Origin of the sequence: Sulfitobacter sediminilitoris (assembly GCF_010667575.1) — a bacterium.
GTDB lineage: Bacteria > Pseudomonadota > Alphaproteobacteria > Rhodobacterales > Rhodobacteraceae > Sulfitobacter > Sulfitobacter sediminilitoris.
On the sequence record NZ_JAABNT010000003.1, the window covers coordinates 295,100 to 317,889 of the forward strand.

Here is a 22,790-nt window from a genome sequence, read left to right on the forward strand (position 1 = left end):
TCTCAAACACTTGAGTCACCCTTATCAGTCACATTTGGGTAGAGGCTGGTGGTGCTACCCACGTGTTACCATTGTGCGGTAACAATAGGGTTATTTTTGCTTGTTTTGTTACCGGAATCTCTGTAGTCTAAACCTAGATGTTACCACTAGGGGATATTGCCATGTCGATTATCGGGTACAGACGCGTTTCCACAGTTGACCAGAACCTTGATCGTCAGGACTTGGGTGAGGTTGATAAGGTCTTTGAGGAGAAGTTATCCGGTAAGTCAGCCTCAGACCGCCCAGCGCTACAACAACTCATGGACTACGCTCGTGAGGGTGACACAGTTGTAGTCTACTCGATTGACCGCCTTGCGCGTGACCTTCGTGACCTACAGGACATTATCCAGACATTGAACGACAAGGGTGTGACAATCAGCTTTCTGTCTGAACGCCTGACCTTCAGTGCCAACGCAGATGACGCATTCGCCAAGCTACAACTTCAGATGATGGGAGCCTTTGCAGAATTCGAGAGGAACATCATACGCAAGCGACAGGCTGAGGGTATCGCCAAGGCTAAGGCCAAGGGTGTTTATAAGGGTGGCAAGCCTCGTATTGATCGGGACAAGGTACACCAGCTTAAAGCCGAAGGTCTGTCCACTTACAAGATCGCAGAAGCCATGAGTGTCTCACGTATGTCAGTGCACCGGATACTGAACGGGTAGTGATTGACCCTAATACCTGAGTGGGGCCCCTCCAGATATTAGCACTGGGGTAGTACCTCGCCGGAATACCCTCTCAGAATCCAAAACAAACAAAAATATCTTAGACAAAGACATCATCCAGTACGCCCACCACCTGCATCAAGAACTCCCCATTCACTGGATCAAGTGCATCTGTGTAGTAACCATCAATCGCTGCTACAGCGTCGTCTATGCTTCCCTGTGTACCGTCAAAGAGGGCCATAGCTGCTGAAGCGTTATCCACATCAGACATGCCTTTGTGCACTGCAAAGTAGGCACCGATGTCCACCTTGGACTGCAAGAATGTCTCATCCGGGGTGTTCGGATTTACTCCGCCTAGGAACTCAAAGATGAAGGTGTCACGCCCAATGTCGTTGGTGTCATCGTCCAACACGGGAACCCAGAAGTCGAACCCATCTTGATCATATTCACGGCCAAGGACGTTTTGGTACACTCTTTCTACAAACTCTGCATTGGTGAATGTCTCAGGATAGAGGGCACGGGTTTCATCCTGATCAAAGAATAGAGTCGTCATGTCTTGAAGCGTTGTCCCGTTGGCAAATGCGGTGCCCCAGAAGTTCAGGCCGATGGCGTCCGGTGCTCGGTTGAATAGGGCTATGTAGAGTTCAATGAAGGACTCGAAGTCTTCTGCAGCTAAACCTGTGGTGCCCCCAAATTCCCTCAGATCAAACGGTGAACCAAAGAAGTCCGTATCGAAATCAAGGAACTCCATGTCTACAAGCGTGTCTGTGCCGTTACCATCGGTTCGACGGTCTTCAAGGGTTGTTGCGATAGGGCTTAGGGTCAGCGTGTAGAATCCCTGTGAGCCTGAATAAACTGCCGTGTCTACGCCCGACCCTCCGTTGAGAGTATCATTACCCTGACCGCCAACCAACACATCATCACCACCTTCACCGGAAAGATAGTCATCGTCTTCGTAACCGTAGAGGTAATCTGAGCCGTTACCCCCATACAAGGTATCGTTCCCTTGATTGCCGTCTAAAGTGTCGTTTCCCTCACCACCGGAAAGAAGGTCATTTCCCCCATTGCCAATCAGATGATCTGAACCAACCCCACTGGAAAAGGTATCAGCTGAATCTCCCCCTCTTACGACATCGTTCTCGGTGACACTTATTCCCTCGATAGCGCTAAAGGGAATAAATTGATTTGGGGCAAAAGTGCCACTGTTTATCGAAGCGCCAAGCACTATACTGTCATACCAGTCAAGAAAGGCGTTCAATGAATCAAGTGTGGGCAATACGCTACCCGCCAAGGGTAAAAGAATTTCGGTGGAAATTGGAAAGCTACCGGTGCCATACGGGATTACCGTAAGAAATACCGTTGATGAATTTCCGTAGTTCCAAGTTAGAATACCAACCTCATTGAAACCGTTCGAGCCAAGTGACACTTCCCCCGAGGGAATGTTGACAGAGTATGCATCCGAATAAAGCTCGACATCGGGAAAGGCGTTGTCGTATTCTTGCAAAATACTGTAAGAGAAGCCAAATATGCCGTCAGGCACAACAATCTCTAGAGTGCTCTCCGTAGGATATCCGTTGTCAAACTGATCGTACCGTAATTCGATTGCGCGAAGAGTATATGTTGTCATAACTGCTCGTCCTCATCTTTGCTGTCCATCTCAACGAATTGGTTCACTGTTTTACCAAAAAATGCTGCTATCAGTATGCCGTTCTCCACCGTTGTAGATGACCCCGGCCGCGCCTTTAACTTATTGATCACGTCGCGTGACAATCCAGTAGCGTTTACAATCTGGGCGATGGTAGTTTTACGTTTTTCCATATGCCGAACAAATGCGCGTCTAAAGTCATCAGCCAAAATTTAACCAGTCCTCACATTGTTGCAAACCGCCCCAAGCGGAACGTCATTCGCCACAACAATAGCCAAGGTAACACCCACCCCCAAAGTGATATAGATCAAGGCCGTCTCAGTTATGTGAATCTCTACGGTGGAATGTGGCATCGAGGCATCTGGTTGGCGCACCCAAGGGAGCCTTTTGGTCAGTTTTTAAGCGGGTTGCACTAACACCGGATGGGACCCTCCAGATCACAAGCTAACGGATTGCCACCTCGCATTTATCAGCAACGAATCCAAAAGAAGGCTTTTCCCCCAAGAGCGACTCATCATTACTACCAACTGTTCCCACGCTTTGGAAACGGAACAATCTCAGGCCACCTCGCACCACACTTACATTTCGCCCGCTTCGTGAATGATTCAACGGTTATGCCTTCTGGTAGCTGGTCTGGGTAGAAGGTTGCCACATGCTTGCACTTCCAGCACCTAGCCTCGATGTGGGTCATATAGGGAAGGAACAGGGGGTCTTGCTGGTCTGACATGTGTCGAACACTAACTGGTATTGCTACCCCCACAAGGCAGCACGGGTGAAGCTTGACGCAGGTTCAATCAGAACCCTTCGCGAGAGTTATCGATTGTTGAAGCGTAATCATCCCAGTCTTCGTTTGTCATGCGGCCAGCTATGTCCTCGTCAATCAATATGTCGGTTGGCACCCAGTCTTTAGGTACTTTCTTCACTTCACCACCGATCTCTCGATAGTAGTACTCAAACTGCCTTTGTAGGTCTTCAAACATTCGGTTCAGCAGATTTTCTTTTGCCAATTGTCCGCTAAGGTAGTGTCGCCGCGTGACACCCGATGCCCCTTGATTATTAGCGACTGCAATATCCAGTTCACCATACCCGATGAGGTTCATATGCTCGGAGAATGTACGCCTAAGATCGTGGATCGTCCAATCCTCACGGAATTTTACTTGTGCTTTAAACTTGTCGAGGGCTGTCCTCAGGCTGGCATTGGTAAACGGAAAGACTTTTTCGTCATCAGGTCTTCTTTCGCCTACCAAGCCGTTCAGTATGCCTACTAGCGGGACGAAATGCGCTTTCTTGTTCTTCGTTTGTGGGAAGTGAACTTTGCCTTCGCGTATGTCTGCCCAGGTAAGTCCAAGGGCCTCTTCGCGCCTAACACCAGTTAGCATATAAAAGAGGAGTAGGGAGGTTACTCTGGGTCTGAAGGTAAAGTGCCACTGCATCACGTCGTGGATTTCCATGCCACTTAAAAACCGAGACTTGCCTTCGACCTGAACTCGCAGATCCTTGTCACTAATGACCTCACAGGGATTTGGACGAACGCCACTGAAGTTAAGGACCGACGACAAGTTCCTAAACACCTTGTTAACGTAGGCTGGGTTCTTCTCGTCCAGTAGTTCGATGTAACGCTGTTGCACCATCCGTCTGCTCAGTTGTCGTGTTGGTAGCTGTTTCCAGTCGGCAAGGCAGTTGTTGAAGGTCTTTCGGTAATCAGCGAGTGTACTGGGAGCAAGTTTGTGCTTCTTCACTGCGTAGAACTCCTCATGAGCCTTGCCCAGCGTTTCGGGCAGGGGTTCTTCTTCTTCGTGTCTAAATCGAATGTCTGTCCCGCGTTTGGCCTCCATCAGTAGCTTTCGGGCCTCCTGACGTGCATCATCAAGGCGGATATGGTCAACGTTACCTAAGTGTGTCCTGACACTCTTGCCCGAGCCTTTGACGCGAGTTTCTACAAAGTATGAGAATTTACCCTTAGCGGAACCTTCAATTCCGAACCCCACAAGGTCGCTATCGCGTATGAATTGCCTCTTGCCCGTAGCGTCCAGACCTGCAATTACTCTCTGCGAAATCTTGGTTTGCATCGAATCCCCTGCGTTCCTTGGTAGTCTTTTGGTAGACGTTAGTAGGGTACTTTAGCGGTCTAGTAGGCACAAGGTTTCTGAAAAACGCCTTTGTTTTCAAGGGTGCCCAAGTGGCGGAATGGTAGACGCAGGGGATTCAAAATCCCCCGCCTTCGGGCGTGCCGGTTCGAGTCCGGCCTTGGGTACCAATTAGTCCGCAAGTTATTGATATTGTTGAGAAAAATATCGCAAATTCCGTGCGTGGGACACAGTAGACTCGAACCGCTGACCTTTCACTATCGAATCCCCAGTTGGTGAGCGGGCTTCCAGAATAGTATTTTGACGCTTGACTTAGTGCCGAAATTCAAACCTAGAACTCGACAAAAGTGAGCCGGAATGAGCCTTCGCGAATTTCAAAAGGGTGTGCTCCGCCGCATCCGAGATTGCGACTTGCCTGATGATCCCGGCGCGGCATGGAGGTCGGCGTTGGAGGTGCTTTCCTGCGATGGCTACATCGCCAATGGCGATATCACCCGAAGGGGCTTTGACGCGATCAAGCCTATTGAGTCTAGGCAGGGTGACTAAGTTGAAGCAGTCAAAAGAGGAAAAAATAAAATACGTTTCAACAGCGCTGATGGCTCTTGGTCTGGGCTCCTTCTTTGGTGCTGGATTGTCTCTTCTCTTAAGTACTTCCGCCGATGCGGAAGACTTCTATTTCGTCATTTTGTTCGGCAGCCTTTTCACATTAGTTGGCGTCTGGTCCATTAAGCAAGGTCACGATCATCTGGATCTTTTGGACGATAGCGATGGCGACAAAAAGGAGCGATAACGTGGTGGGCGGATCTGCGCCGGGAGTAGTTGATCAGGCTTTGGGCTACTTAAACGTAGGACGGTCTTATCATCTCGCCGGTATCCAGCTGGACGAGCTAGATACGAAAGCTGCGTTTCAACCTCATCCGGTGCGGCAGTGCGCGATGATCGCGATCGAACTGTACTTTAAATCGTGGTTACTCGAGACTGGCGTCCGCGACAAAGAAGTAAAAAATTTGGTCACAATGTTCACGATCTTGCAGAGGCAGCATGCATGCACGGTCTTGAAATCGATCGAGACTGGTTCGAACTGCTCTCGATCATGCAGGAAAACGCTGCTTTGATTTCCGATCGCTACATTCAAACAGGCTCTGGTCGGCGCGTTCCCAAGGTGACGGTGACGCTGGAGTTCACTGAACTTCTCTGGCGCAAGTGCCTTGCCCATATTAACGCTTCTCGCCCGACTTTCAGACTTGTTGATAACGCGATCCTTCGCCCTTAGTCGATTATCAACTATCAGCTAGGTGTGCGGGACGGCTTCGCCTAGTTCGCTAAGTTCTCAAAATAAGTAAGCCGTCGCATCCCGGCTAGTCGTGGGACACTTCTCTCGTAAAACATTGATTCTATTTGTGGCTATTGGGTCGACTTTCGGGACACTTGAGCACTGAAACGACTTGTTTTTTTACCGTCCGCTACCGCCCGGCCTTGGGTACCACTGGCTGTAAAGCCAGACGCCGTTTTCCGATGAAACAAATATGATAACTCTATGTGGACGTGTTACGTGCGCCGCAGTTGTTGCGGGTTTTTTTTTGCAGGCAAGCACTGCGTCGGTAGAACTCAGGCAGCAACGCTGAAATCAAAATTTGATTCGTATGAATCGGGGCAGAAAGCACTGGGTAATCGCATCAGTGTATTGCGATTCCTGCTATTGGTTCCAAGTCAGGAACAAAAGTCATTAACTTTGGCAAAAACAAGGCCGCCAGTTTTCATATACTCTTGGCCGGTTATTGTTTCCATTTTACGGACAATGTTGCCAATTTCCGGAAAAGCCGGTCAGAGTGAATAGTGCATTGATGCTTGTTTCTATAAGAAATCTGAGAATGCAGGGAAATCAGTCTGGAAACAATCGCTTGTTTTCCGAACTTAAACAATTGTCTTAACTCGGTCGCTCCTCACCACCATCAGGGCCGATCGTGACACTTTTCGGACATTTTTCCCTTTGTTGGCCTTATTTGGGCCGGTATGAATGGAATTGCCCAAATGGGGGGCACTGTTTGTAGGTCAGGGGCGCCACACTTTCGCGCATCTTTTCAGATGCGGGAGACGTGTGTACGCCGCACATCGTGCGACCGTATTCACGAAGTGACCGAGAGATTTTCTTGGCACTTGCTGCTTTTTTCAGCTCTCCGTTCTGTCAGGTGCAACGCGTGTGTCGCCCATGGTTTCAAGCTGTTGCCTGAGGGGCGAGAGTTGAATGGAGTGAACATGATGAAGCGTGCGCTGATCACACAGATGCCCGACAGGGTGGCCATGCACCGCGTCATGTTAGCTAGAACACACGCCCTTTCCGCACCATTTTCCAAAATGGCCGCGCTGCGTGCCGCGCGCAACAACGGCGAGGAGAGCATTCAATGATCCGTACACTTGATTTCAACGCCTTCGCCGCTGGCACTGTCATTGATGATGAATACCTTGCCTCCGATGGGGTTACCGTTTCCGCCATAGGTGGCGCGGGCCAGGCGATGATTTTTGACAGCAACAATCCTACCGGCGGCGATGATGATCTTGCATCAGACACGCTGGATGGACTGTTGATCATATCCGAGGACGGCGACGGCAGCGACCCGGACGACAACGACGCTGGCGGCAGCATTTTCTTTGGTTTCGAGGACATCGTGCGCATCAAGAGCCTGACATTCAAGGATATCGAAGAGACTTCGGGCGAAGGCACGCGGATGATTTTCTGCGATGCGGATGGCGTCGTGATCGACAACCAATTCGTTGCCCCGACAGTCGACGGTGGGGAGCGCACGGTCGGTCTTCTTGTGCCAGGGGTTTCGCGCATGGAAGTGCGTTTTGAAGGCTCCGGCGCCATCGACAATCTGGTATTCGATGATGGGCAGCCGGAGGACCTTGGTCCGACCGCTGCCGATTATATGGCAGAGACCGACGAAGACACGTCCGTCATCATTGATATTCGTGATAATGATACCGATCCTGATAACAGCACTGATGAATTGACCATCAGCGATTTCGCCAGCCCCGACGGATCAGTTGTGGACAACGGCGACGGCACGGTCACGTTCACGCCGAATGAAGATTTCGATGGCATAGCAGGGTTCACTTACACGCTGACTGACCCAAGCATGAATACTGACGTCGGCGAAGTGACTGTTCTGGTGAATCCGGTGAATGATGCTCCTGACGCCATGGATGATGCGGAAACAACTGATTTTGAAACAGCAATCACCGTAGATCTTCTTGCGAATGATACGGATGTTGATGGTGATACCCTTGCCGTGATTTCGGCCACCGTTCCCGAAGCGCAAGGGACTTTGGTCAATAACGGTGACGGCACGGTGACCTTCACACCCGCGACTGGCTTCACCGGCGACGCGACCATCAGCTACACCATCGAAGACGAAGAAAGCCTTGAGGATAGTGCGGTTCACGTCATTACCGTTAACGAAGATGGAGAAGACGATAATAACGCCCCGACAGCAGTGGACGACCTCTCCCTAGAAACACCATTTGAAACAACGCTGGAGGGCATTTCTGTTCTCGGCAATGATTCCGATGACGATCCGCTTCGGGTGGTCGAAGCGACCAGTCCGGACGGTGAGGTTACAGTCAACCCTGACGGCACATTGGATTTTACGCCAAATCCGGGCTTCTTGGGAGAAGCCGTGATCAGCTACACCATTTCGGATCGTCCAGCAGGTGATCCAGAGGCCCTGACCGACAGCGCAGAGGCATTTGTTTTCGTCGGCGATCAAACAACGGAACGCGATGGGATCGTCGAAGGTGACGATGACGCAAATGACATCGATACCGAATACGCGGGCGATCCCGATGGCGACTTTATCGACAATGAAGACGCGATCCTTCCGGGCGAAGAGCCAAATGACGATATCGTCCGTGCCGGTGGCGGCGACGACACCGTGGAGGCGGGCGAAGGCAGTGACGATGTGGACGGCGGCGACGGTGATGACCTGATCAATACGGGCAATGGTGATCTCGCACTGGACGACGGTTATCCGTTTGCGCCGGGTACCGATCCACTGGGCTATGATCCCGACGAAGATCCGGAGAACGACCCGGACAACGTTTTCGGCGGTGAAGGTAATGACACCATCACCACGGGCGACGACCGCGACACCATCGAAGGTGGTGACGGCGATGATGTGATCAACGCAGGCATCGACGATGACCTGATCGATGGCGGTGAAGATGATGACCGTATTGTTGGCGGCGAAGGTGACGACACAATCACCGGCGGTCGCGGCAACGATACGATCTATGCAGGCAATGCTCCCGACCTGATCCCGGATGTCGTCAATATCACGGACGAGGCCAGCGAAGACTTCCCGTTCTCGCCTGATCGTAACCCCGACAATGGCCGCGATTTGGTCAATGGCGGCGCTGGCGACGACTTGATCTTTGGTGCTGACGACGATGACACCCTTTCAGGTGGCTCGGGTAACGACACCATAGACGGTGAAATCGATGACGATGTGATCGATGGCAACACCGGTGATGACAGCCTGATCGGTGGTCAGGGCAACGACAGCATCGAAGGCGGTCAGGGCGAAGATACCCTCGAAGGCGGCATCGGTGATGATACCCTGCGCGGTAACCGCGATGATGACACCCTGCTGGGTGGCGCTGGTGACGATATCCTTGACGGCGGTGGTGACGACGACCTTCTTGAAGGTGGCGACGGCAACGACACCCTGCGGGGCGCGCAAGGCGACGACACGCTGGATGGTGGCGACGGTATCGACACCATGACCGGCGGCGCGGGCGAAGACCTGTTCATCAATGTGAATGCCGGTGACGAAATCGACGGGGGCTCCGGCCCCATGGACAACGATACCCTTGATCTGCGCGGTTCGGCCCCCGAGGGCGGTCGTTTTGAGATCACCTATACCTCTACTGACCGGGAGGATGGATTTGTCACGTACTTTGATGAAGACGACGAAGAACTTGACGATGTGTTGGTGTTTGAGGAAATCGAGAACGTCATTCCCTGCTTCACGCCCGGCACCAAGATTGCCACACCGAAAGGAGAGCGGCGAGTTGAGGAGCTGCAGGTTGGCGACCGTGTCATAACCCGCGACAACGGTATTCAGGAAATCCGCTGGGTTGGCGCCCGCGAGATGTCGGGTTCCGAACTGGAGAAGGCAGCGCACCTCAAGCCCGTGCTGATCCAGCAAGGCGCTCTTGGCAACGACTTGCCTGAGCGAGACATGATGGTCTCTCCGAACCACCGGATCCTGGTGGCGGCCAAGCACCTGACCGGTCTAGAGGGCGTGGACATTGTGGATGTGTCACACACGACCTACATCCACATCTTGTTCGACCAACATGAGGTCATCCTTTCCGATGGCTCATGGACGGAAAGCTTCCAGCCCGGTGATATGTCCCTTGCTGGCATCGGCAATGCCCAGCGTCAGGAAATTCTGGAACTGTTCCCTGAACTGGCAACGCGACAAGGTATCGAAGACTATGCATCGGCTCGCCGATCACTGAAAAAGCACGAGGCGAAGCTTCTGACGAAGTAAGCCTTAGGTACATAAAAGCTGCGCGCGGGGGCCGCGCGCCCCTAATATGCAGCTGTTTGCTCGGAGAGTATCACCACGGGCGAACAAGAAAGCGGGACAGGAGACTGTCCCGCTTTTTGTTGTGGTCGCCATTAATCGCGCTTTGTCTTGCCGAAAGGGATACAATTACGCTGGCAGATTCCGTTTTGTTTCAGGATCCAAGCCGGTGATACGCTATGGGCGATTTTCCCCCTCAACCTAGGCTGTTCAAGGCCCAATTCTGAGTTAACGCACCTCGAACAGTGGGAAAATGCGTATAGTAACCCAAGGTTGTATCGTGGGGGCGGCTGCTATGGCGATCGTTATGGAACACCAAGTAACGATATGCTTCAGGGAACGCCGGAAGACGATCAGATAACGACTGGTGCAGGTCAGGACACGCTTTTTGGTCAGAGCGGAGACGACAGCCTTGAAGGTGACGAGGGGGATGACAGCCTTGATGGCGGGGAAGGGGCCGACACGCTGGATGGCGGCGACGGTCAGGACATCTGGCTGGGCGGTGCCGGGGCAGATGAAATCACCGCAGGAACCGGCGACGATACTGTCTTTGCAGGGGACGGTGAGGACCAGATTGCAGTTGGGCCGGGCAATGACCGGGTGCTGGGCGAGCAGGGGTCAGACAGGTTCACCTTTGACGGTGCGGGCGACCACCAGATATTGGGCGGCGAAGACGCGGACGGTCTCGACATCGACCGCATCGACCTGACCGGCATCGACCGCGACACCTATCGCCTGATCAAGGGGCAACCCGAAGAAGGCCGCATCGAATTTCTGGACAGCGATGGCAATGTGATCGGGCGCACCAACTATGCCCAGATCGAAGAAGTCATCATTTGCTTTACCCCCGGTACCATGATCGCCACCAAGCCTGGGGAAAAGTCTGTTCAACAGCTGAAAGCCGGCGACTGCGTGTTTACACGCGACAACGGTCCACAGGAGTTGCGCTGGATCGGCCGCCGCAATCTCAACCGGCATGACCTGTCAAAATGCCGCAACGCTTTCCAATTCTGATACGTGCGGGTGCTTTGGGCAACGGTATGCCGCAGCGCGATATGATGGTCAGCCCGAACCATCGCATGCTGGTTACGTCTGAACTGGCCGAGGTGATGTTCCGGGAAAGCGAAGTCTTGGTGGCGGCCAGGCATCTGGTCAGCCTGAAGGGCGTGGACGCAGCGCCGGTCAGTAAAGTCAGCTACATTCATATGATGTTCGACCGCCATTAGGTCGTTTTGGCTGACGGTACGTGGGCAGAAAGTCTCCTCCCCGGCGAACAGGCGATGGCAGGCATAAAGAGTGATCAGCGGCAGCAAATTCTGGATCTCTTTCCCGAATTGGTTGACGTCCGCGGCCTAAAGAATTTCGAGGCTGCCCGGCGTTTGCTGAAAGCCCATGAAGCTCATCTTCTCGTGCTCGAAAAGGGCGAGGATTAGAAGGGTTACGTCCCGTTCTTATCCTTCTGCTCAGCGCGCCATGCGGCCCATTCTTCCGGCGTGTCCAGATCGCGGCGCGCCCGGTCTCCAGCAAGCGGTACCAATGTGATCCGGTCCTTGGCTAAGGCAATGACCTCGCGACCACCGCTGTCGCCATGAAGGGCTTTGAAAGCGTTAAACAGGTCAGAACGGAAAACAATAGGATGCCCCGGCGCACCGTCCTGTGTCACCCCGCGCCACACTAGCGTGTCGCTTGAAAGATTTATCGCATCGGCGACCTTTTGAAGGTCATTCACTGTCAGGTCCGGCAGGTCTGCCAGGAAAAGCATGGCGCAGGGGACATCATCAGGGAGGGCTGCAATTGCCGCCCTAAGGCTGGCATTCATGCCTTCGTCTGCGTCAGGCACCGGGATTGTCTGAACGCTCAGCCCGTCCAGTGCGTCGTATCGCGGATGTGGTATGGCGGGAAGGGCGATCAGAACAGGGCCGCTGGAGACCTCAAGCGCTTTCATCGCCTGCTGGCGTAACAGGGGAAGGCCATCAACGATCTCAAGCAGCTTATCGCGCCCGCGCATCCGGCGGGAAGCGCCAGCGGCAAGGATGATGATTGGGAACGAACGTCTAGACATGCCTCTACCTTAGGGACAGGTCCCGCCCATGGACATGTCGAATGAAACTGCGTTGTGTCTCATCCACGCATCCGCAGGCCGTCAGCGTCAAAGAGTGGGGTCGTGATCAACCGGGCGGGCCGCATCTGCCCCAGAATCTCGATCTCGACAGCAAGTCCCTCTGCCATGCGGGCGCGGGGGACAAAACCCAACGCGATGGATTTGCCCGAATAGTGAGAATACCCCCCGGAGGTGCAGAACCCCACGACTTTGCCCTCAAGCCAGATCGGTTCATACCCATGGACGTCCGCGTCTGCCGCGTCGACATCAAAGGCCACGAGCATCCGTTCTGGAGGGTTGGCCCGCTCCGCTTCGGCAGGCCCGCGCCCGATGAAATCGACGTTCTTCTTGAAATTGATGAAGCGATCCAGACCGGTCTCAGCTGCGGTGTAATCGGGTGAAAATTCGGCCATCCACGAGCCGAAAAACTTGTCCAGCCGCAACGACATCATCGCACGCATCCCGAAGGGCACCATGCCTTGCGACTGTCCAGCAGTCCAAAGAACCCGCCACAGCGCCCGCTGGACCATAGGATCGCAGTAGATTTCAAAGCCCAGATCGCCGGTATAGCTGACCCGTTGAACGATGCAGGCTGTCTGACCTACTGTCATTTCACGCACATCAAGAAACTTCATGTCCGAGACATCCTGACGGGTGCAGGCCTGCAAAACATCCCGGGCCTTTGGGCCCGCAATCTGGAAACCGGTGCGCTGGTCAGAAATGTTATCGACGTTAACGCCGCTTTCCAAGTGATTGAGAAACCACCGATAATGATACGTTTGGGAGCCATAGGAGGCGGTCAGTTGAAAACAGTCCTCAGTCAGGCAGGAGATGGTGAAATCACCAATCAACTTGCCTTTCTCTGAGAGCATGGGGGTCAGGGACATACGTCCCGGTTTTGGAACCCGCCCAGCCATGATCCGGTCCAGCCATGCGCGGGCCTTGGGGCCGCTGACCAGATATTTGCCGAAATTCTGGACCTCATTAATGCCGATACCGTTGCGGACGCCCATAACTTCCCGCGCGGTGGCCCCAAATGCGTCGGACCGTCTGAAGGATGGGGTCTCAAAGCTGGGCTCGTCCCCTTGGGCAAAGTAGTTGGCCACTTCCAGGCCGTACTGCTGGCCCCATACTGCGCCCATATCTGAAAAGATGTCGTACATGGGCGTCGTGCGGTGAGGACGTGCGGCGGGCAGTTCTTCGTTCGGGTAGGCAACCGAGAAACGCTTTTGATAGTTCTCAATGACCTTGGGCAGCGTGTAGCCCGGCGTGATCCAATCACCAAAGCGGGCGACGTCCATTGCCATCACGTCCCGCTCCGGCTCTCCTTCAATCATCCATTGGGCCAGCGTCAGACCAACGCCGCCCCCCTGAGAGAACCCGGCCATCACACCGCAGGCTGACCAATAGTTGCGCATGCCCGGCACTGGGCCCACCAGCGGATTGCCATCCGGCGCAAAGGTAAACGGGCCGTGAATGACGTTCTTGACGCCCGCGCGCTCCAGATCGGGGAAGCGTCTGTAGGCGAAGGCAATGCTGTCTTCGATCTTGTCAAAGTCGTTTTGCAGAAGATCCTGCCCAAAAGACCACGGTGTGCCATCAACCGCCCAGGGGCGGCAGGGCTGTTCGTAAAAGCCGATGCACAGGCCACGCCCCTCCTGCCGCAGATAGCTTTCCCCGGCGGGGTCCATCACATGAGGATGTTCTTTGCCATCGGCCATCATCTCTTCGATCAGGGGTACGTTTTCAGTGACAAGATACTGATGTTCCATGGGATGCAGCGGGAAATACACCCCGGCCATCGCGCCCACTTCACGCGCCCACAGGCCACCGGCATTGACGATATGCTCGGCGTGAATCGTGCCCTTGTCGGTGACCACATCCCATGTGCCATCGGCACGCTGATTGGTCTCTTGTACCATGCAATGGGTTTCAATCGTGGCACCGCCCATCCGTGCCGCCTTAGCATAGGCATGTGTGGTACCTGAAGGATCAAGATGCCCGTCAAGTGGATCGTAGAGCGCGCCGATGATCCCGTCTATATTGGTGACCGGGGCGATTTTCTTGATCTCTTCAGGTCCGACAATCTCCGTATCCAACCCCATGAACCGATGCTTGGCCCGTTCAGCGAGCAACATGTCGAACCGGTCCTGATTGTCAGCCAGTGTCAACCCGCCTACGTGGTGCAGCCCGCACGACATGCCGGTGATTTCTTCCAGTTCCTTGTAAAGCCGTATCGTATAGCCCTGAAGTGCGGCCATGTTCGTGTCGCCATTGAGCGTATGAAATCCACCCGCCGCGTGCCAGGTGGAGCCTGACGTGAGTTCGGAGCGTTCCACCAACATAACGTCCGACCAACCCAGCTTGGTCAGGTGATACAATACCGAAGCGCCCACGACGCCGCCGCCGATGATCAGAACGCGGGTTGATGTTTGCATGAGGGCTCTCCTTTGGGCGATGGGCTGACATTGCCGCCGGTCTTGGTGTCTATCATGCAGGTTTCCGACAGGACATGTCGGTTATGTCGAACGCCTTGTATGCGATTGCCCCTATCCTGTGGCGACACTTAAGCTATGTATTTCCGCATGGACATCAGCCGCTTCGCACCCATGACCCTTATCCGCAAAGCGCGTGAATATACCCGGAAGCTTTGGGTGCGTGTTGTTATCATGGGGCTGTTGGCTTTCGTCGCGCTGGCACTGACCCAATTGATCGAACCGCTGGTGCCAAAAGATATCGCAACGAACCTTACAGGCAGCGCTGCGGATCGTTTGTTGCAGATCATCGCCAACGCAATGCTTTCGGTCACGATTTTTTCGATCACGGTTATGGTCACTGTCTACCGCTCGTCCTCGACCCAATGGACACCGCGAGTGCATCGGCTAATCATACAGGACCGCACAACCCAGAACACACTTGCGGTGTTCATCGGGGCCTATGTCTATGCGCTGGTCGCTATCATCATGCGCGAGTTGGGGATATACGTCCACGACCGCGCGCTTGTGCTTTTTGGGATGACGGTCATCGTGCTGGTGGTGATTGTTGTCTACCTGATCCGCTGGGTGTTGCATCTGCAGACCTTTGGCAGTCTGATCGACACCACCCGCCAGATTGAGGACGTGACCCGCGCTCAATTCAAGGATCGGTTGGAAAATCCCTGTCTTGGGGCCAATCCGCTGATAGATGATGTGCCCTCGGACGCACAGGCCATCTGTGCGAAAGAAAGCGGCTATATTCAGCATATCTATCCAGAAGCGCTGAATAGCATGGCTGAGAAACGGGGAGTGAAGCTGTATCTGACCAAGAACATCGGACAGTTCGTCTTTTTGAATGAACCCCTGCTTATGGTTGGCGGTTTTGACCAAAGCGATCAATGCGACGGCGATTTAGAGGGTTTCGCAAGCGAGCTTCAGGAATGCATCGTGTTGGGCGACCTGCGTACTTTTGATCAGGACCCCCGTTTCGGTCTTGTGGTCATGGGCGAGGTCGCTTCCAAGGCTTTGTCACCCGGTGTGAATGACCCCGGCACCGCGATTGATGTTATCACCCGGATCGGTCGCATTCTGTCCAACTATTCAGACGAGGTGGCACGCGACCGCGACACCAAACTGGAACACATATACGTTCGTCCGCTCGACCCACGCGATCTGATTGATGACGGCTTTGGCGCGCTCGCGCGGGACGGCCGGGAAGTCGTCGAGGTGCAGCAGCGGTTGCAGGTCATCATGTCCGGGCTGATGCGTCACCCTGATGACGGGCTCGGCAAGGCGGCGCGAGAGGCGGCCGAGAACTACCTGCGCCGCAGTCTGCATGCCATCGACTTTGAACCTGATCGCAAACGGGTGCTGTCCTCGGCGCGGGATGATGTACAGAACGCTGTGGGCCGCGAGGTTGCAGGCGCAGGCGCCTGAAAGGGATCGTTGCCAAACTTGACCAACGGCGACGAGGCATGTCGTGAATGGGCATTCTTGCTAATGCCGGTGGGTTCAGATTGCGGTAAAACGCGAACCCACATTAGGACACCCACATGCGCACCCATGCTCAGGCCGTCGTCATCGGAGGCGGCGTTATCGGCTGCTCCATCCTTTATCACCTGACCAAGCTGGGCTGGACCGATGTCGTGCTGCTGGAGCGGGATGAGCTAACGTCCGGGTCAACTTGGCATGCGGCGGCAAACATTCACGGGCTGCACGACAACAACAACATCACCCGCATCCAGAACTATACCATGGACCTATACAATGCGCTGGAGGCTGAGACGGGTCAAAGCTGCGGTGTGTTTCAACCCGGTTCTCTGTATCTGGCCCAAACAGAGGCCCGCGAGCACCAGTTGCGTCTGCAAGCGGCCAAGGCGAAGTATTATGGGCTGCCGTTTCGCGAAGTGAGCCGTGCCGAGGCGGAAGCGCTGCATCCACTTGTCGACTATGATGGCATTCGCTGCATCATGTTCGAAGAGAACGGTGGCAACGTCGATCCGTCAGGCGTCACCAATGCCTATGCTGTAGGTGCGCGGCAGAACGGGGCCGAGATCATCAGATTCTGTCCGGTGACGGGGACAGAGCAACAAGCCGACGGTACATGGATCGTGCGGACTGAAAAGGGCGATATTGCCACGCATTGGATCGTCAATGCTGCCGGTCTTTGGGGTCGGGAGGTGGCCGCACTGGCCGGCATCAAACTACCCTTGCAGCCGACCGAACATCAGTACTTTGTCACCGAGACGATTGCAGAGATCGCCGGGATGGACCGCCGCCTGCCGTCGGTGGCGGACCGGGACGGCGAATACTACCTGCGGCAAGAGGGCAAGGGCCTGCTTGTCGGTGCCTATGAAAAAGACCTGCGCTTCTGGGCCGAGGAGGGCACGCCGCAGGGCTTTGGCCATGAATTGTTTGCCGACGATCTGGAACGGATCGAAGACAACATGATGCGTGCCATCGCACGCGTTCCCGCGGTCGGTGAAGCCGGTATCAAGCGCGTAATCAACGGACCGATGATCTGGTCTCCGGACAGCAACGTGCTGTTTGGGCCGGTGCCGGAACTGCGTAACTATTTCTGTTGTAACGGGATCATTCCAGGGTTCTCGCAGTCGGGCGGCATGGGGCTTCTGGCCGCCGATTGGATCGTGACCGGCGAAAGCCGATATGACATGTTCGCGTGGGATGTCGCGCGCTTTGGCGATTGGGCCGATGCCGCTTTCACCAAGGCGCGTGTGGGCGACCAATACGCCAATCGCTTCAAGATCCATTTTCCAAATGAAGAACGCCAGGCTGGACGGCCCATGCGCAAGCGGCCGGCTTATGAGGCCCAGCGCGATCTGGGTGCAGTCTTTGGCCTGAACTACGGTTGGGAGCATCCGCTTTACTATGGCTACCCGGTTGGTTCGGTGGATGAGACCGAAGGATTTACCCGGCAAGGCTGGTGGGATCAGGTGGGCACCGAATGTCGCATGCTGCGTGACCATGCGGGCATCATCGACATCTCGAACTTTGCGAAATACCGCTGCAAAGGACCGGGGGCAGAGACGTGGCTCAACAGTCTTTTTGCCAACAACATGCCCAAGACCGTTGGCCGGTCCTGTTTGACACCGCTGATCGGGGTGCGCGGTGGCATCGCCGGAGATTTCACCGTGACGCGGTTGGCCGAGGATGAGTTCTGGATCATCGGCTCAGGCATGGCAGAGCGCTATCAACAACGGTTCTTCCGTGCCCTGCCGCTGCCTGATAGCACGACGTTTGGCAGTTATACTGAGGCCATGTGCGGGTTTAACGTTGCCGGTCCCAAGTCGCGCGAGATGTTGCAGCGCATGACGAATACCTCGCTTGCAACCGAGGATTTCCCCTTCATGCACTCAAAGTGGATCGAACTTGCAGGTGTGCGCTGCCTCGCGCTGCGGGTCAGTTTCACAGGTGATCTGGGGTGGGAACTGCACTGTGACACGCAGGATCAGGCGCGTCTTTTCGCGGCGCTCATTGCGGCCGGGACGGAGGTCGGTGCAGGGCCGGTCGGGTCACGTGCACTGATGTCGCTGAGGGTTGAAAAGGGGTATGGCTCATGGAGCCGGGAATATTCTCCTGAGTATTGGCCGCAAGAAGTGGGGCTGGACCGACTTTGCAAGATGGACAAGGACTTCCTCAATAAACCTGCTGTGGCAGAGACACTTGCCAAGCCCGCCCGCGAGCATTTGGTTCTGCTTGCACTGGACGCTGCCCAGACGGACGCATCGCATGCGGATGCGACGGGGGGCGAGCCGATCTTCAAGGATGGCAAGGGAATAGGACGGGTCACCTCCGGGGCCTATGGCTATTCGGTTGGCCAGTCGCTGGCGCTGGGGTTCGTGACGCATGCGCAGGCAGGGGATGAGGTCGAGGTGATGGTTCTGGGCAGGCCGCACCGGGCGGTAATCCTGTCTGAGCCGCCGTTCGATCCAAAAGGCGAACGCCTGCGGGCCTAAGCCGGGTCACGCGGGTGGCATGCTTCCGATCCCGAATTTTCTTAAAGTTCTGGATCGGCCTTTCATGACCGAAAAGTCGTATCGCACCGGCTTCTCGGAGTGAATCAGGAGTGTTTTCATCAACTGCTTGCTGATCGGTTCGGTAAAAAGGATCCTGCAGTCGGTTGACACATCGCACAGCAGCTTGGCAGTCATTGCGGTGTCCTGAATATGAAGCGTGCAATAGGTCCCCGTGGTAACGCCCTCAATGGTTTGCGCATCGTCAGGTGACGCAGGCAGGAAGACGCAACCGTGTCGCCCAAGGACTGTGACATTGCCGGGGACCGCATTCATCATGCAGATGAATTCTGCAGGCACCTGGCAGATACGCCGATTGCGTCGCAGGACCTGAACCAGCACAAGACTGTAGTGCACAAACAGCACCAAAGCTACGGCAAGGACCACACCGGCAATCAAGCGGGCAAGCAGATTGAGGTTGAAACTTTCCTCAAGAAACGCCTGCTGCGCCGGGGACAGCATGGGTTTCCTCTGCGATCCGAGGCCAAGAGAGTGATCGCGGGGCGATTGATAGCCTCTGTGATGATCGGTCGCTACGCTCCCGCTTTGAACGGACGTCCCGGCGCGGTGGTCACATGCTGTATCCACGATCTCCCGCGCGCGCCCCAAGTCTTGTTGCATTCTGGGGCTGAACTGAAAGGTGTCCCTGTTTGCAGCTTCGCTGATGAACTTCAATTGAGTCAGAAAGTTTCGCAGGTCGCCAAAGGCAGAGGCTTGTCCGGTGCCCCTGAGCACCAAAAGCACATCGTCGTTGTTGATTTCATGGATTGTCTGATTCAATTCGCGGAGTGAAGCCGCGCTATGCGCCTTGCCCATCGAAAAATTTTGTTCTGCAAGTTCAATGCTGTGCATCAAGGCCGAACATCCGGCAAGTGCCGGACCGGACATGGTCAGGTAAAGCGTGAGGACGCGAATGAAACAGTGAATCACACGCATGTCGGGGCCGGTCTCCGCAGCGGCCCGCCATCGGGCCTTTCGCAAATTTAGGGCCGCAAACGTTTCGGTGGGCTTAATCGGACCGGATGACCCTAGAGAGGTCTGATCTTGAGCTGGGTGATCCGGTTGCCGTCCCGCGCGGTCACTTCAAACCTGAAACCATGAAAACTAAAGACCTGACCCGGTGTTGGAATCATCTGGGCCTCATGGATGACGAGGCCTGCCAGGGTATTTGCCTCATCATCGGGCAATGACCAGTCAGTCGCGCGATTAAGGTCGCGGATCGTCATGGCACCATCGACGTAATAATTTCCGTCTTCTCCCGGCAACAAGGGGTGATCCGCGTCGGGGTCAAATTCATCCGTAATCTCGCCCACGATTTCCTCAAGGATGTCTTCAAGGGTGATCAATCCCTGAAGGGAGCCATATTCGTCCACCACCAGCGCAAAATGCGTTCGACGGCGCAGAAACTGGCGCATCTGTTCGTCAAGGGTGGACGTTTCCGGCACGAAATACGGCTTCATTGCCACAGAAGACACGTCAAACTTCTTCAGCGCCGAAGCATCGCCCTCTGGTCCGCCAATCAGCTTGTACATCGCGCGCAGCAGGTCCTTTGCGTGGATGACGCCGATGATGTTTTCTGGGTCGTCGCGAAAGACCGGCAGGCGGGTGTGATTGGATTGTAGACACTGGTCGAGGATATCGGACGGATCGCTGTCTGCGTCGATCATCTCGATCCCGGAGCGGTGAAGCATGATTTCTTCGACAACCCGCTCTCTCAAATCCAATGCGCCGAGAATACGGTCACGGTCTTCTTTTTCGACCACGCCTTCGGAATGGCCCAGTTGCAGCGCGCCTGCGATTTCCTCGCGCACGGCAAGGATGTTGCTGTCGGGGTCTACTGTCACACCCAACAGCCGCAAAATGCCGCGCACAAACAGGCGTACCGCAGATACGACCGGGGCAAATACCAAAACCACAAGCCCGATGGGCCGAGACACAAGGGCGGCAGCCCGTTCGGAATTCGTTATGGCATAAGTCTTGGGCAGGACCTCCGCGAACACCAGCACCAGCAGCGTCATGACCAAGGTTGCCAACGCCACACCGCTTTCGCCGAACAGCCGCGTAAACAGCGCGGTCGCAAGGGAGGCTGCGAGGATATTTACAAGGTTGTTGCCCAACAGGACTGAGCCGATCAGGCGTTCGTTATCTTCGGTGATCCTGAGCGCCCGTTCGGCGCCGCGCGATCCCTTGTCAGCCTGCGCACGCAGTTTGCCGCGCGATGCAGCCGTCAGGGCGGTTTCTGAGCCGGAGAAGAAGCCGGAGAGGATCAGCAGAAAAAGGATGATGCCTGCGCTGAACCAGAAAGCGCTGTCAATCAGCGCGGGGGCGGTTTCCATTGATGACCATGTCCATGTGATAAGATACTGTTATGGGTTATGGGGGCGCAGGCCCCGGCGTTCAAGGGCAAGGACGAGGAGTGTTCCATGCAGCATCGTGATCTTGGGATCCTGAATGGACCGGTTTTGCTTTTTGGCGGGCCATATTCGAATGCTCAGGCGCTTGATGCACTGATCGGTGTTGCAGCCACACGAGGTATCCCTGCCAAGCAGATGATCTGTACCGGAGACGTAGTTGCTTACTGCGGTGCACCAGTTGAAACGGTGGCGAAAATCCGTTCCTTGGGGTGCCCTGTCGTCGCTGGCAATTGCGAAATTCAGCTGGGGCAGGGTGCGACAGACTGCGGGTGCGGTTTTGAGGAAGGCTCGGCCTGCGATCTTTTGAGCGTAGGTTGGTATAGCTTTGCCAGCCGAGCGCTTGCGCAAGATGACAAGGATTGGATGGCAGCTCTTCCCGATGTGCTGAGCTTTACGTATCAGGGCGCGCGCTATGCTGTGATCCATGGCGGCGCGACGGAAGTGGCGCGGTTCATCTGGTCCAGCACTGATCCTGCGGCTTTTGCGCAGGAATGGGCCGCTCTCAAAGAGAGGATCGGTCAGGTTGACCACATCATCGCCGGTCATTGTGGCATTCCGTTTCAAAAGACCACAGCTTACGGCCAATGGATCAACGCGGGTGTCATTGGTATGCCGCCGCATGATGGTCGCCAACAGACCCGCTATGCGGTGCTGGACGGGGGCGAGGTACGGTTTGTGCGGCTCAGCTATGACGCGGAGGGGGCGGCTAGGGATATGGCCCAAGCAGGATTGCCCGAAGGATACAGGCGCGGGTTGCTAAGCGGCTATTGGCCGTCTGAGGATGTCTTGCCATCTGATTTGCGGCTGCCGTCCTTGGCCAGCGGATGACGCTCCAAGACCAGCTCTGACAACCGCTCTTCCAGCACATGGGTATAAATCTCGGTCGTTGCGACATCGGCATGGCCTAGCATTGTCTGAATGGCCCGCAGATCTGCCCCGTTGGCCAACAGGTGGGTAGCAAAGGCATGGCGCAGCGTATGCGGCGTGACTTTCGATGGCTCAACCCCCGCACTGACGGCGAATTCCTTGATCAGAAGATAGAAACGGTGCCGGGTCAGAAAACCTGACGCGCCGCGTGATGGAAAAAGGAAACGTGAGATCGGCTTGCGTTTTATTCGGGCTTCTTCATCCTGCCGGTCCCGGACGACAAGCCATGCGCTCAATGCCTCACGAGCAGGCGGAGACAGCGGCACCATACGTTCTTTGCCGCCCTTACCCATGATCAGCAACAGGCGCGGGTCCCCCCGCGTGGCGGCAATTGGGAGGCTTACCAGTTCGCTCACCCGCATGCCGGTAGCGTAAAGCAGTTCCATCAGGCAGGTGTTGCGCAGCTGGTCCGACTGATTGCGGCCCGATGCGCGTGCTGCCTCCAGCAAACGGTCCACCTCTTCCTCGCTGAGGATTTTCGGCAGGCGCTTGTCCTGACCGGGGCCGGAAATCTGTATTGCGGGGTTGTCTTCACGCAGACCTTCTTCGAAGGCAAAACGATAAAGCTGTTTGATTGCTGAAAGCCGCCGGGCGCGGGTGGATCTGGCCAGCCCTTGAGCGTCGCAATGGACTAAATACGATTCAACATCTGATCGTTTGGCGGAAACGAAGTTCTGCTTTTGTCGTGACAGATAGGCATCAAAGTCCTTAAGGTCTCGCCCGTAGGCAAGCTGTGTATTGGTCGCAGCACCCAGTTCCGCCGCCTGTGCCTCAAGAAAGCTGGAAATCCAGTGGAAGGTCTCTGTCTGCATT

20 protein-coding genes and 1 tRNA gene are annotated in these 22,790 nt (G+C 55.2%); 13 read left to right on the forward strand and 8 right to left on the reverse strand.

Going from position 1 to position 22,790, the window contains the following annotated elements; all coding sequences use genetic code 11:
* Positions 1-161 precede the first annotated feature (161 nt).
* Positions 162-704, forward strand: coding sequence for a recombinase family protein (locus GV827_RS06995; protein ID WP_164353074.1), 543 nt, complete (start codon positions 162-164; stop codon positions 702-704).
* 100 nt (positions 705-804) lie between these two features.
* On the opposite strand, the gene GV827_RS07000 is transcribed toward GV827_RS06995, so the two are convergent.
* The 3 genes from GV827_RS07000 to GV827_RS07010 all read right to left on the reverse strand — a co-directional run bounded on the left by GV827_RS07000 (position 805) and on the right by GV827_RS07010 (position 4,418).
* Entirely contained in the window at positions 805-2,331 is a 1,527-nt protein-coding gene (locus GV827_RS07000) for a DUF4214 domain-containing protein (protein WP_164353075.1), read from the reverse strand.
* Positions 2,328-2,522, reverse strand: a complete 195-nt coding sequence (locus tag GV827_RS07005; RefSeq protein WP_164353076.1) for a hypothetical protein — start codon at positions 2,520-2,522, stop codon at positions 2,328-2,330. The genes GV827_RS07000 and GV827_RS07005 overlap by 4 nt, the downstream gene beginning before the upstream one ends.
* A gap of 621 nt (positions 2,523-3,143) precedes the next feature.
* Positions 3,144-4,418, reverse strand: a complete 1,275-nt coding sequence (locus GV827_RS07010; RefSeq protein WP_164353077.1) for a tyrosine-type recombinase/integrase — start codon at positions 4,416-4,418, stop codon at positions 3,144-3,146.
* Positions 4,419-4,522: 104 nt separating this feature from the next.
* Between GV827_RS07010 and GV827_RS07015 the strand changes: the two genes are divergently transcribed.
* From GV827_RS07015 to GV827_RS07055, 9 genes are all read left to right on the forward strand, one after another.
* Positions 4,523-4,606, forward strand: a tRNA-Leu gene (locus GV827_RS07015).
* Positions 4,607-4,793: 187 nt separating this feature from the next.
* On the forward strand, positions 4,794-4,982 hold the full coding sequence (locus tag GV827_RS07020; RefSeq protein ID WP_164353078.1) for a hypothetical protein: 189 nt from the start codon (positions 4,794-4,796) through the stop codon (positions 4,980-4,982).
* Position 4,983: 1 nt separating this feature from the next.
* Entirely contained in the window at positions 4,984-5,226 is a 243-nt protein-coding gene (locus tag GV827_RS07025) for a hypothetical protein (protein ID WP_164353079.1), read from the forward strand.
* A gap of 255 nt (positions 5,227-5,481) precedes the next feature.
* On the forward strand, positions 5,482-5,709 hold the full coding sequence (locus GV827_RS07030; protein WP_164353080.1) for a hypothetical protein: 228 nt from the start codon (positions 5,482-5,484) through the stop codon (positions 5,707-5,709).
* Between the two features lie 983 nt (positions 5,710-6,692).
* Positions 6,693-6,842, forward strand: coding sequence for a hypothetical protein (locus GV827_RS07035; protein WP_164353081.1), 150 nt, complete (start codon positions 6,693-6,695; stop codon positions 6,840-6,842).
* Positions 6,839-9,991: a Hint domain-containing protein gene (locus GV827_RS07040; RefSeq protein WP_164353082.1), complete on the forward strand. Its 3,153-nt coding sequence runs from the start codon at positions 6,839-6,841 to the stop codon at positions 9,989-9,991. The genes GV827_RS07035 and GV827_RS07040 overlap by 4 nt, the downstream gene beginning before the upstream one ends.
* Positions 9,992-10,354: 363 nt before the next feature.
* Positions 10,355-11,041 (forward strand): Hint domain-containing protein, encoded by a 687-nt coding sequence (locus GV827_RS07045; protein ID WP_164353083.1) that lies wholly within the window; start codon positions 10,355-10,357, stop codon positions 11,039-11,041.
* Entirely contained in the window at positions 11,017-11,253 is a 237-nt protein-coding gene (locus GV827_RS24085) for a Hint domain-containing protein (RefSeq protein ID WP_164353084.1), read from the forward strand. The genes GV827_RS07045 and GV827_RS24085 overlap by 25 nt, the downstream gene beginning before the upstream one ends.
* A gap of 6 nt (positions 11,254-11,259) precedes the next feature.
* Positions 11,260-11,460: a hypothetical protein gene (locus GV827_RS07055; protein WP_164353085.1), complete on the forward strand. Its 201-nt coding sequence runs from the start codon at positions 11,260-11,262 to the stop codon at positions 11,458-11,460.
* 5 nt (positions 11,461-11,465) lie between these two features.
* Here the strand turns inward: GV827_RS07055 and GV827_RS07060 are convergent, their stop codons facing one another.
* Both GV827_RS07060 and GV827_RS07065 read right to left on the reverse strand, forming a co-directional pair.
* Positions 11,466-12,089, reverse strand: coding sequence for a nucleotidyltransferase family protein (locus GV827_RS07060; RefSeq protein ID WP_164353086.1), 624 nt, complete (start codon positions 12,087-12,089; stop codon positions 11,466-11,468).
* Between the two features lie 59 nt (positions 12,090-12,148).
* On the reverse strand, positions 12,149-14,566 hold the full coding sequence (locus tag GV827_RS07065; protein ID WP_164353087.1) for a GcvT family protein: 2,418 nt from the start codon (positions 14,564-14,566) through the stop codon (positions 12,149-12,151).
* Positions 14,567-14,737: 171 nt separating this feature from the next.
* Between GV827_RS07065 and GV827_RS07070 the strand changes: the two genes are divergently transcribed.
* Positions 14,738-16,039: a DUF2254 domain-containing protein gene (locus GV827_RS07070; protein ID WP_235930265.1), complete on the forward strand. Its 1,302-nt coding sequence runs from the start codon at positions 14,738-14,740 to the stop codon at positions 16,037-16,039.
* Positions 16,040-16,155: 116 nt separating this feature from the next.
* Complete coding sequence (locus GV827_RS07075) at positions 16,156-18,579, forward strand: GcvT family protein (protein ID WP_164353089.1); 2,424 nt, start codon at positions 16,156-16,158, stop codon at positions 18,577-18,579.
* Positions 18,580-18,585: 6 nt separating this feature from the next.
* Here the strand turns inward: GV827_RS07075 and GV827_RS07080 are convergent, their stop codons facing one another.
* Positions 18,586-19,572 carry a hypothetical protein gene (locus tag GV827_RS07080; protein ID WP_164353090.1) on the reverse strand — a complete coding sequence of 329 codons (987 nt, stop codon included), beginning with the start codon at positions 19,570-19,572 and terminating at the stop codon, positions 18,586-18,588.
* A gap of 92 nt (positions 19,573-19,664) precedes the next feature.
* The gene (locus tag GV827_RS07085; RefSeq protein WP_164353091.1) at positions 19,665-20,972 is read right to left on the reverse strand and encodes an HlyC/CorC family transporter; all 1,308 of its coding nucleotides are present in this window, start codon (positions 20,970-20,972) and stop codon (positions 19,665-19,667) included.
* An 87-nt stretch (positions 20,973-21,059) separates the two neighbouring features.
* On the opposite strand from GV827_RS07085, the gene GV827_RS07090 reads away from it, so the two are divergent.
* Positions 21,060-21,878, forward strand: coding sequence for a metallophosphoesterase family protein (locus GV827_RS07090; protein WP_164353092.1), 819 nt, complete (start codon positions 21,060-21,062; stop codon positions 21,876-21,878).
* Here GV827_RS07090 and GV827_RS07095 read toward each other — a convergent pair.
* The gene (locus GV827_RS07095; protein WP_164353093.1) at positions 21,815-22,789 is read right to left on the reverse strand and encodes a site-specific tyrosine recombinase XerD; all 975 of its coding nucleotides are present in this window, start codon (positions 22,787-22,789) and stop codon (positions 21,815-21,817) included. The genes GV827_RS07090 and GV827_RS07095 overlap by 64 nt on opposite strands.
* Position 22,790: the final 1 nt, after the last annotated feature.